Source organism: Paenisporosarcina sp. TG20 (assembly GCF_000286315.1).
GTDB lineage: Bacteria > Bacillota > Bacilli > Bacillales_A > Planococcaceae > Paenisporosarcina.
This window is the reverse complement of sequence record NZ_ALJG01000223.1, coordinates 1-11,013: the sequence shown is the minus strand read 5'-3', so window position 1 is coordinate 11,013 and position 11,013 is coordinate 1. Positions and strand designations below refer to the sequence as shown.

The following is an 11,013-nucleotide window of genomic DNA, read 5'->3' as shown; positions in this document are numbered from 1 at the left end:
TTTTGAGGACTTTTTCAGTGCCCATCCATAATATAGGTCATTTACGTTAATTAGATGACGGAAACAATAAACCAGGTAATGAGGAACAATAGATGATGGAACAGAAAAAGAAGTTGTTTCTGAATATGAAGAGCACCTAATTTAGGGAAAACATGTTGATGAAAAGCTCAAGTTTTACACATTTCGACAGTAGCAATACTGAAAAGCTGTTATTAGATGCGAAAAAGGGACAAACTCCGGATAGTGGGTTTGCTCCTTTTTTTAATAGAGATTAAATTATATAAGAAATTAATTCTAATATCTTTTAAATACAATAGTAAGTGTTCTTCTTATTATTTTAAAAGCAAAAAAGATAAGTTTTTATTTAAAGGTAATTTGTTTTTCCACATATTTATCCGCATTTGGAAAACCCTTCTTCTCACATTAGCAGAAGATCCTAATCTTATTTAGTATATCCCTCCATATTCACTAGAGTTCTACACTATTGTACGCGGCTTTGCTGGATCGCATGTTGGCAAAGGCAATTCGGTTGTTTCTGCTAACTTTTTTAAATAGTAACATTCTTCACGTGCCATATGATCAGCCATAAGAGGAGCAAGAGTTCCTAACGTTTCTTTCTTTAACTCCATCTCTTCTAACTCCCGTAAAAAGGTTTGAAATATCGCCATTTCCATATGAATATCATTATGGAATCTAGTTAGTGCAGGAAATTCCATTATGTTTGTTCGTAAATAGCCTGCAAGCTCCACAGCTTTTAAATAAAAATCTTCCCAGTCTTTGGTGAATTTTCTACTTGCATACTTCAGCTGTTTTTCACTTCTATCTAGATTAGCGTCAATTGCGCCAGCATGGCCAGCTGCATCCAATAACCATATCAGGTCATGATGTAAGGAATGAACAACTGGAGGCATCTCACCTTGTTCTAAGCAGGAAAAAATGCGAATTGCTTCTTCTACTTCATTGACCATATGGTTAATAAACGATGGCGGTAAAGAAATTTTAATGTTTCCTATAATATGTTCCTGAATTAACACCAATTTGAAAGCACGAATTTCTTCACTTAAGATTTTTGCTTTCTGAATTAGTGACATTAAAGATTGTTCATCTAAAGTTTTCTTTGAATTAAGAAGTAGACTATCGAAATTTTCCTTGAATGAATTTGCTACTTCTACATACTTTTCCTCACTAGGAGCAAGTGAGTCATGAATAAATCTACTATGATCTCCAAGTATTTGAAGCCAAAAATGTAGTTCCTCTAATGACTCATCAACAATACTTCTTTTCAATAAAACATCCCCTTTTCATATATAACCAATAATATGAAAAGGGGATGTCTGTTATGCGGAGTCCAAGTTCTTACTACTCTAAATTCCAAGTAAGAAAGATAACCTTTGCCTTAAATTCGTTATCATTTAATTAGAAAACGAGTCTCACTATATCCTTCTTTCGATTTTCTTACTTCTAAAATTGCAGGTATTGCCGTTTTCAATTCTTGAACATGTGAGATGACACCAATCATACGACCTGATTTTTGAAGATCAATTAAAGTATCAATTGATTTATTTAAAGATTCTTCGTCAAGTGAACCAAAACCTTCATCAATGAACATGGTATCGATGGAGACATTGCCTTGAAAGCTTTGAATAACATCGGCCATGCCAAGCGCTAGGCACAAGGAAGCGTTGAATTTTTCTCCACCGGAAAGTGTTTTGACATCACGTGTTTGACCTGTGTAAGCATCATAGACGTCTAATCCCAATCCACTTTGCTTGCCCCTTGATTCTTGTCTTTCGCTTCGAATTAAGTGGAACTGTCCATTGGATAAGTTTTTTAATCGGCCATTAGCAGACACAATAATCTGTTCAAGATATTCTATTTGTAAATACCGTTCAAATGAAATTTTCAGGCTGTTTTGTCCTCTAATCACATCATACAAGTCTGTTATTTGATTGAATTCCTGTTCTTTGGCAACTGCTTTTTGATTGGAAACTGTAATATTCTCGATTAGTTTACTAGCAGTATTTTTATAGTCTTTAGATTTGTTTACTTCTTGTAATGCATTTTCATATACACCCTTTAAGGCTGTCGTCTCATTTTGTAAGCCCGTCAAATCTACTTTCTTCTTACCTTGAAGTCTTGCTGTCAATTCCGATACCTGTTCTCCAAGTGTATGACGAGTTTGTTTGAACTCCATGATTTTCGACTTTAAAAGAGCCCGCTCTGATTCTTTCATCTTAGATTGTTGATATACTTCCTCAGATTCAAAAGCTGAAGATGTAAGTGCCGTCTTATAAGTGCTTTCAGCTTTACCTAGTTTAGCTGATGTTTCTAGAGCAACTTTTTCAGTATGTTCAACAGTTACTATTGAAGATGTATGTTGTTCCTTAGCTTCCTGACGATCCTTTTGAACAACAACCCAAGCCTTCTCCAGTTTACTTTTATGTTCAATCATCTCATGAATTTGTTGCTCTAAACTTGATAAGACCCTTATTTCGCTCGGAATTGATTGAATCTTGTCCTCATAAATTGCTCTTGCTTTTTCATAAGTTGAGAAAGTTTCTTGATATGTCATTTCGATTTCTACTTTTCTCACATCTAGCTTTTCAGCTATATGCGTCTGCTCTTGGTGTTGTTGCTTCAAGGTTTTGAGTATTTCTTTATTTTTTCGCATTGCAGTCACTTCAGAATATACCTTAAGGCGGTATTCTTCTGATGCTTTATAGCTTTCTTCAGCTCTCTCTATATCCACATCAAACTCTACTACTTCTTTAGTTTTCACACTGATTTGTTCTACCAAAGTATTTTGTTTTGCCAAAGAATTACGATAATCACTATCCACTTGATTTAGTGTTAGCTTGGATTGCTCCAACTGCTCTTTTGATGGAGAAAAAGTTTGATCCTCATCGTTCTTATTTGGATGCTCTACACTCCCACATACCGGACACGCCTCTCCATCATGTAAATGTGTAGCTAACACACGTGCTTGATTGTCAAACCACTCATTTTCAAGTGCCACATACTGTGCTTTGACTTCATTAAGGTGTTGCTCTTTGGTAACTGTTTCCGCTTGTTGTATTTTGAGGGATCGTTGAATCGCGACAAATTCCTTTAACATTCTGCACTTCTCATTCAACACGCCAAGCTCTTCTAGTTTGTTATCAAATAAGAACAACTGATTGTCGAGCAAATCCATTTTCTCTATTGACTCATTTAGGGATGCCTTACCCAACGAGACTTGTTGCTCGAATGTTTTAACATCTTTGTTCAATTTATCAACTTCAATACTTAATCGTTTTAGCTCTGATTCTTTCTTAGCCATATCCTTCACAATCGGTAAAAAGTCATGTAAACGAACGAGTGTCTCGTTTGTTTTTTCACGTTCATCCTGTTTCTTTTCTTCCTGATTATATTGAAGGTTTACCTTTTCTAACTTTGTCTTCGCATGAACCTCTGAATTTACCGCCAATTTCAGGAGCCTTTGTTTATCTAACACTTCTTGCTTAAGTTCCTTATATTGAAGTTCAATTCCTTCGATTAAACTGGCACGATCGGCTTTTTCTAGTTGTTTTTCTTTTTCTTCAAACGTGGGCTGCTGATCTATTAAAACTTGTAGTTTTTGTTGTTTCGTTTCCCATTCATCAAACCGTTCATTTAAGATTTTGGCTTGATGATATTCACCGGATTTGCTCGTGTGTTTTTGGTAAGCATCATCGTACTTGGTCTGATCTTGAATAATTTTCATTTCATAAAATAATGTTTCTTCTGCCAAACCCGATATAACTTGGTGAATATTATAGTTATCTTGGGCCAAAACCTGAAATATGGTTGATTCCCTTTCTGGAAGAGAAGAATTGATATTTTGTATAAAACTATTGGCTGTTCGTTGTTCAATCTTCAGTTCTTCCTCTGAACTCGCTTTTTTAAGTTTGAGGCGTTCACTGATCATTTTATAAGGTTCTGTTTTAAAAATTTTACGTAATATTTCTTCTTTATTTTCTGTTTCAGATGTGAGTAATTTTCGGAACTCGCCTTGAGGAAGCATCACAATTTGAATGAACTGATTTTGCGTCAGACCTATAATTTCATCCATTTTTATATTAATCTCTGAAACGATTTGTCGTTCTACACATGGCACTTCTCGGTCTTTTAATTTTTCAAACAACTCATACTTTTCACCGGTTGATCCCTTATTCCCTTTTTTAACATGGCCCATTTGACGCAGGATTCGATAAGTTCGCTGATGAATTTCAAACTCCAACTCTACTGAAGTATGTACATCATCTTCTGCAAAGTCGCTTCGCATAATTCGTGATTCACTGCGGTCTGAACCGCTTGCTGACCCATAAAGTGCATAACAAATCCCATCAAAGATTGTTGTTTTTCCAGCCCCAGTACTTCCTGAAATAACAAATAATTGATTTCCCTGCAATTCATTAAAGTCAATAAATTCCGTATGTTTATAAGGGCCAAAAGCAGTCATTTTTAACGTTATCGGTCTCAAATTTTAACCCCCGCTTTCTTATTAGGGACGCTAATTTCCTGCTCCTCAAGTAAAAATTCTTGAAGAACTTCTTTAAAAATAGTTTCAGTTTCTTCAGATGCTTGTACACCTTTCACTTCTTCGTAGAAAGCATTGAAAAGCGCTAAATCATCCATTTTATGGCGTGACTCTAATGCGTGCTCACCTTGCCCTTTTGAAGCAGAAAAAACTTTACGTTCTACATGCATAGCATTGGGATATACCGAGCGTACCTTTTCCATAGGAAATAAAATCGGTGTGTCATCTAGTAAATTCACAAACACGTAATCTTCATTCATCTCATGCAACAAGATGTCTTCCATTTTCCCTTCGACTGTCCGAATGTTGCGATTAGGCGAGAGGAAACGTTTTTCAACTGTAACGTTACCAAGTTCGTCCATGTGAACGATTTGAAAACCTTTTTTATGATGCTCTTCTGAAATTGAGTATTTCAAAGGAGACCCTGAATAGCGAATAGTCTCGTTCAATACATAATGTGCTTGGTGCAAATGTCCGAGTGCCGTATAGTGAAAGTTTTTAAAATGTGACGCACTGACATATTCCGCCCCACCAATTGAAAGCGGACGTTCCGAGTCACTCGTATTCTCTTCTTGCTCCCCATGAGGTGTTACGAAAGCATGTCCTACAAACACATGTCTTTTCGTAGAATCGATCGTTGCCTCAATATGGGCTACCATCTTCTTCATTGCATCATCATGCGTTCGAATTTCGGAATCTTCTAGAATATGACGTACTTGAGAAGGGTCAGTATAAGGAATTAAATGAAAGTGAACTTCACCATGTTCATCTTGTAAAACAACGGGTTCTATATCCTTCGTTAGTTGTCCCATAATATGAAAACCGTTCGATTTCATCATTCGACTACCAAAATTCAGACGTCCGGGGCTATCATGATTACCAGAGACTGCTATTACAGGAGTTTTTAATTTCAACACAATAGTTTCCAGTACTTCATCCAACAAATTTACTGCTTCGGTTGGTGGCACTGCCCGATCATATAAATCCCCTGCAATGATTACAGCATCTGGTTTTTCCTCTGCAATCGCAGTAGTAAATTGTTGTAAAACATAACGCTGCTCATCCGTCATGGCAACTCCCTGAACAAGCTTTCCTAAATGCCAATCGGCTGTGTGAAAAAATTTCATAATAAGCTCCTTTCGCAACTGAATTCTAGATATTTCTAATATACACAACGTTTTATTTCTTCTTTATTAACACAACTGAGTTTTCCATAATAAGTACCATTATACATGATAGATTCCAGGAAAAACGAATTATAGCTTACTTTTTATATTTCATAGTTTTCAAATTAAATAGTAGATAGTACAGGTCAAATTAACACCTAGTACTCCTATAGTTTGAGTCAAATGTGCAATATTTTCTACCTCTATTTGGATTCCGTTTTACTTTGGCATAACCTCAAGTAGAAAGGGATGAGCAAAGTTGTAACTCCGCTCATCCCTTTTATTGCAATTTATTTTGTGATGGTTCCATCGTTTTCAGAGAAACTCCCAATATTCTCTACATAGATCTGGTGCCAAATCATAAAAGTTAAAATCGTCCATACTTTTCGACTATTATCTTTTTTATTGGTGACATGGTCACTCAGCAACTTATGAACCTCTTCTTTATGAAAAATATAGTCTGTCTGGCTTATTTGGTAAATTCCTCACCCATTCATATAACTCATCCAGTATTTGATAGGGACCGGAAAACCTAGTTTTTTTCGAAGAACTACCTGTTCTGGTACGTACGTATCCACATACCTTATCTCCCGTCTACATTTTTTTCAATCGATTATTTTATTTCTGATAGTATGCGGAAGTGTAGTATTCTATGTTCATGAGCAGCTGAGAATAAGAATCATCCCATGTATTAGGTTAAGTACAAATACGAGGCACATAGGTATCTGAATAACCTGGATTAGCTGTAAAATAACAATCATAATCCCTCACTAATAAATTAGTGAGGGTAGAATTTCTCATATTTAGAAACCCTTTTCAATAGAGAGTTAAATTAGTAAGGGTCTGCTTCATGTCCTTGTTTTTGCGCCTTATCTGCAGCCTTATCTGCATCATAACTACCTGTATGATGCATGTCATCATTTGCCATCATTTTTTTCGCTTTAGCTAATCCTTCAGAAAAACGTTTACCGTACTCATCATCAGCAATTGAAAAATACTCCTGCATTTTCTCTTGAATTTGTGGTTGACAAATTTTCAGCGCATCTACGAGATTACTGATGAGTTCTTCTTTTTCCCATTCTTCAAAGCTTCTGAACGTATCTCCTGCCTGTCCAAAGTTATTTGACCGATCGATTGATTCCCTTACAAGCTTTTCATTATATTCAGGATGATGTTCTTTCCCTATTTGTTTCGCCTCTTTTAAGCCACCCAAAGTAGATGGCTCATAGTTTACATGAGGATTTTGGCCAGGACTTAGATCTACTTGGTACGCCATTTGTCCACCCTGTTGGTTGGTTGCTACCCGTTTTTTGGGTGCATTAATTGGCAATTGCAAGTAATTAGCTCCTACTCTATGCCGTTGAGTATCAGAGTAGGAAAATGTTCGCCCTTGCAACATCTTATCATCCGAAAAATCTAAGCCATCAACAAGTACGCCTGTCCCAAATGAAATTTGTTCTGTCTCTAAAAAAAAGTTATCCGGGTTTTTATTCAGCACCATCTTACCTACAGGAAGAAATGGAAATTGCTCAGGTGGCCATAGTTTCGTATCATCTAGCGGGTCAAAATCAAGTTCAGGATGATCATCATCACTTAGAATCTGAACAAATAGTTCCCACTCAGGATAATTACCTTTTTCAATTTCTTCATAAAGGTCTTGTGTGGCATGACCTATATTTTTCCCTTGAATTTCGTCTGCTTCACGTTGTGTAAGGTTTTTTATCTTTTGTTTTGGTTCCCAGTGGTATTTAATTAACACCGCTTCTCCATCTTTATTCACCCACTTGTAAGTGTTTACCCCAGAACCTTGCATCTGTCGGTAATTTGCGGGAATTCCCCATGGTGAAAATAAAAATGTAATCATATGAAGTGATTCTGGCGTTTGAGATAAGAAGTCAAACATGCGTTCAGGATCTGAAACATTTGATACTGGATCAGGCTTAAAGGAATGAACCATATCAGGAAATTTAATCGGATCACGAATAAAGAATATTTTTAAATTGTTTCCAACCAAATCCCAGTTTCCATCTTCAGTATAAAACTTCACCGCAAATCCACGTGGATCACGGACAGTTTCAGGAGATTCTTTACCCCCTACTACTGTTGAGAATCGTGTAAAAACAGGTGTCCTCTTTCCAGATTCTTGAAAGACTTTCGCCCGTGTATATTTACTAGCCGGTTCTTCCCCAACCTTCCCATAGGTTTCGAAATAACCGTGTGCACCGGCTCCCCTTGCATGAACAACCCGTTCTGGAATTCGTTCTCGATCAAAATGAGACATTTTCTCGATAAAATCGTAGTTCTCTAAGGTCACAGGACCTCGGTTTCCAACAGTTCTCACATTTTGATTGTCAGTAACGGGATGCCCTTGTCGATTCGTTAAACTATCTAACGATTCTCCAGTACCAGTTTGATTGTTATTTGAAGAATTAGAAACATCTTTAGTATCATTCTCCTCATTATAACTTGTCATAGTTCAACCTCCTCTTTCCAACTTTCATTAGACATTCTATATTTTGTCCAACTTAGGAAGAATTTAACGGAGGAAAAAGGGCATAAAACTAAAAAAATTTATTTGTTAGAAGCACAAATCAGCCCAAAATAAGTAGGCGTTTCATAGGAGTGGAATTCAACCTGTCTATCTTTAGCTGGTATCGCACCTGCAAGAATAAGGGTTTGCCAGTTTTGCTTGATTGATATAGTTCGATTCCCAGTTCATCATCTTTTCTAGTTCATTACTCTTGATAAGATTGACTGCCTAAGCGTCTAATTGCTTAGCAGAAGGATGGTTACCATATGTTGGTCCATCTTCATCATGAGTATGAGACCAATCACACCTCGTTTCCCGTATTACTCTACCGCCTTTCGTATAGATGTACCAAAGCGAAGATGCTCTTCAAACGATTTGTCTCTGCTAGGCGTTATCACTCCATTATATTTTTGCGTCAGTTAGTGGTTTGGATTCGGTCATGATCACTGTAAATTTAACTATTCATAAACAAAACCTTATTGCAAATACTTATTTGAACAAGTTTAATAAGGTTATTCAAAATAATCGCGATTTAGATTTTTTTATTTTTTGCTATTAAATTTCCCTTATGAGTCGTACAAGTCATCCCCCTCGAATAAAATGCAAAAACAACATTTTTCGGAGGGCTGTTTATTGAATTCAATTTTCACATATATTTTCTTGGGTATTTCGTTAGCTGCGCCACTAGGTCCTGTTAAAGCCATGCTTTTAAATACGGGGATTAAAAACGGATTTTTTCATGCCTGGTTATTTAGTTTCGGTGCTTTAGCAACTGATATATTGTACATGGTTTTAGTTTATTTTGGTGTTGCACAGTTTATTGATACTCCTTTTATGAAAACACTCCTTTGGTCATTTGGTTGTTTTGTTCTTACATATACAGGGATCGAAAACTTGCTCTCATTAAATAAAATCAAGATGGACTTGAATTTTACTAAGTATGTCCGACTAAGACATTCATTAGTATCTGGGTTCTTAATGGCATTATTAAATCCAATTACTATTCTTTTTTGGTTAGGGATTTATGGATCTATTCTTGTTAAGTCCACTGAAAGTGTTACAGGAATTCAAATAATTGTATCAAGCATGGCAATTTTAGTTGGAATTATGTTATGGGATTTTATATTAGCTTTTATATCAGGTAAAGGCCGTAAATTTTTATCCACCACGCTCTTAAAAATTGTCTCTATTCTCTCTTCCATTTCCATGATTGGATTTGGTGTTTACTTTGGAATCCAAGCCTATCATTCACTACTTTAATTTTTCTAAGGTTTCTTACATAAAAAATGAGCACAAATATGCATAAAAAGAAAGGGAAAGGAAATCATACTTGTAGGTAATCGAAAACATACCCAGTATTAATCGAGGTGCATATATGGATAAAGCTGGTATAAAAAACAAAGTAAGTGTTTGGTGCCTTATAAGTCTGGCTTCAATTCCTTTGGTTATGACACTTGGTAATTCTATGCTTATCCCAGTGTTGCCCATTATGGAAAAAAAGGTTGGAATATCGTCTTTTCAATCAAGTATGATTATCACAAGCTATTCGGTAGCTGCAATTTTTCTAATTCCTGTTGCGGGCTATCTATCAGACCGCTTAGGTAGAAAAGCTGTTATTTTACCTAGTTTAATTCTTGCTTTAATTGGGGGACTTATTGCTGGATATGCTTCATGGAAGTTGGAAGACCCATATACCTGGATTATAATTGGGCGAGTTTTGCAAGGTATTGGAGCATCTGGGGCTATGCCTATTGTAATGCCTTTAGTAGGGGATTTGTATAAAGATGATGATGAAAAAACAAGCTCCAATTTAGGCGTTATAGAAACTTCAAACACGTTTGGAAAGGTACTTAGTCCAATCCTAGGATCCGTTCTAGCTGCCTTTTTATGGTTTCTTCCCTTCTTCTCCATTTCTGCATTGAGCTTAATCTCAATAGTACTTATTTTTTTCTTTGTTAAAGTACCAAAGGAAAAAGATAAACCAGTAAAGTTTAAAAAGTTTTTAAGTAATACCAAAGAAATTTTTAAGATCGATGGAAAGTGGCTATTTACTGTATTCCTTAACGGGATACTTGTGATGTTGATTTTATTCAGCACCTTATTTTTTTTGTCTGAAAACCTTGAGAAAGTACATGATATAAAAGGGATTAAGAAAGGCTTTGTTTTAGCTATCCCTCTATTATTCCTTTGTATCGCTTCTTTTATTACTGGCCGGAAAATTAAAGGGAATTTGTCAACAATGAAAAAACTAATGATTTTTTGCTTAATTACATTGTCCGCAAGTGTTGTATTTGTTGGCTATACAAGCAAAAAATTAATACTTTTATTAGTGGTCACAAGTATAGTGGGAATAGCTATTGGTGCATTATTGCCTGTACTAGATGCCGTAATAACCGAAAATGTGGATAAGGAAGAAAGAGGTACCGTTTCTTCTTTCTACAGCTCAGCACGATTTATCGGTGTTGCAGCAGGTCCTCCTATTATGTCGTTGGTGATGAAAAATCATCTTAATGTTAGTTATATTACCGCAGGTGTGCTGGGACTCATTCTTTTGTTCATTGTCTTCAAGTTCATTAAAGTGGATGAAATTGAACATAGAAATAAACATGCGTAATAAGGTGAATTGTCATCCGGTTTTTATAGAATCGCTAATAATAAAGTTCAGTTAAAATGAATCTCCCAAGCTGCGTCCATTATAGCTTCCAAGTCTTTTTGGCTACTGAACCAATATTTTCAAAATAAAGACAGAGCGCCAAGTG

At 36.0% G+C, this 11,013-nt stretch carries 6 protein-coding genes and 1 pseudogene; 2 read left to right on the top strand and 5 right to left on the bottom strand.

Going from position 1 to position 11,013, the window contains the following annotated elements:
* Positions 1-476: 476 nt before the first annotated feature.
* From B371_RS0104945 to B371_RS0104925, 5 genes and pseudogenes are all read right to left on the bottom strand, one after another.
* Complete coding sequence (locus B371_RS0104945; protein WP_019413196.1) at positions 477-1,286, bottom strand: DUF2935 domain-containing protein; 810 nt, start codon at positions 1,284-1,286, stop codon at positions 477-479.
* Between the two features lie 122 nt (positions 1,287-1,408).
* Positions 1,409-4,501, bottom strand: a complete 3,093-nt coding sequence (locus tag B371_RS0104940; RefSeq protein ID WP_019413195.1) for an AAA family ATPase — start codon at positions 4,499-4,501, stop codon at positions 1,409-1,411.
* Positions 4,498-5,685: an exonuclease SbcCD subunit D gene (locus B371_RS0104935; RefSeq protein ID WP_019413194.1), complete on the bottom strand. Its 1,188-nt coding sequence runs from the start codon at positions 5,683-5,685 to the stop codon at positions 4,498-4,500. The genes B371_RS0104940 and B371_RS0104935 overlap by 4 nt, the downstream gene beginning before the upstream one ends.
* A gap of 329 nt (positions 5,686-6,014) precedes the next feature.
* Positions 6,015-6,290 (bottom strand): annotated as a pseudogene (locus B371_RS24430) (asparagine synthase-related protein); the annotation flags it as partial.
* Between the two features lie 266 nt (positions 6,291-6,556).
* Positions 6,557-8,197, bottom strand: a complete 1,641-nt coding sequence (locus B371_RS0104925) for a catalase (RefSeq protein WP_019413192.1) — start codon at positions 8,195-8,197, stop codon at positions 6,557-6,559.
* A gap of 690 nt (positions 8,198-8,887) precedes the next feature.
* On the opposite strand from B371_RS0104925, the gene B371_RS0104920 reads away from it, so the two are divergent.
* Together B371_RS0104920 and B371_RS0104915 are read left to right on the top strand one after the other, a co-directional pair.
* Positions 8,888-9,514: a LysE family transporter gene (locus tag B371_RS0104920; protein ID WP_019413191.1), complete on the top strand. Its 627-nt coding sequence runs from the start codon at positions 8,888-8,890 to the stop codon at positions 9,512-9,514.
* 115 nt (positions 9,515-9,629) lie between these two features.
* Positions 9,630-10,868, top strand: coding sequence for an MFS transporter (locus B371_RS0104915; RefSeq protein ID WP_019413190.1), 1,239 nt, complete (start codon positions 9,630-9,632; stop codon positions 10,866-10,868).
* Positions 10,869-11,013: the final 145 nt, after the last annotated feature.

What these genes read in the sequence shown, in the direction of transcription:
- B371_RS0104935 (WP_019413194.1), bottom strand. Translation starts at nt 5,685, where the DNA reads ATGAAATTTTTTCACACAGCCGATTGGCATTTAGGAAAGCTTGTTCAG.
- B371_RS0104925 (WP_019413192.1), bottom strand. Translation starts at nt 8,197, where the DNA reads ATGACAAGTTATAATGAGGAGAATGATACTAAAGATGTTTCTAATTCT.
- B371_RS0104915 (WP_019413190.1), top strand. Translation starts at nt 9,630, where the DNA reads ATGGATAAAGCTGGTATAAAAAACAAAGTAAGTGTTTGGTGCCTTATA.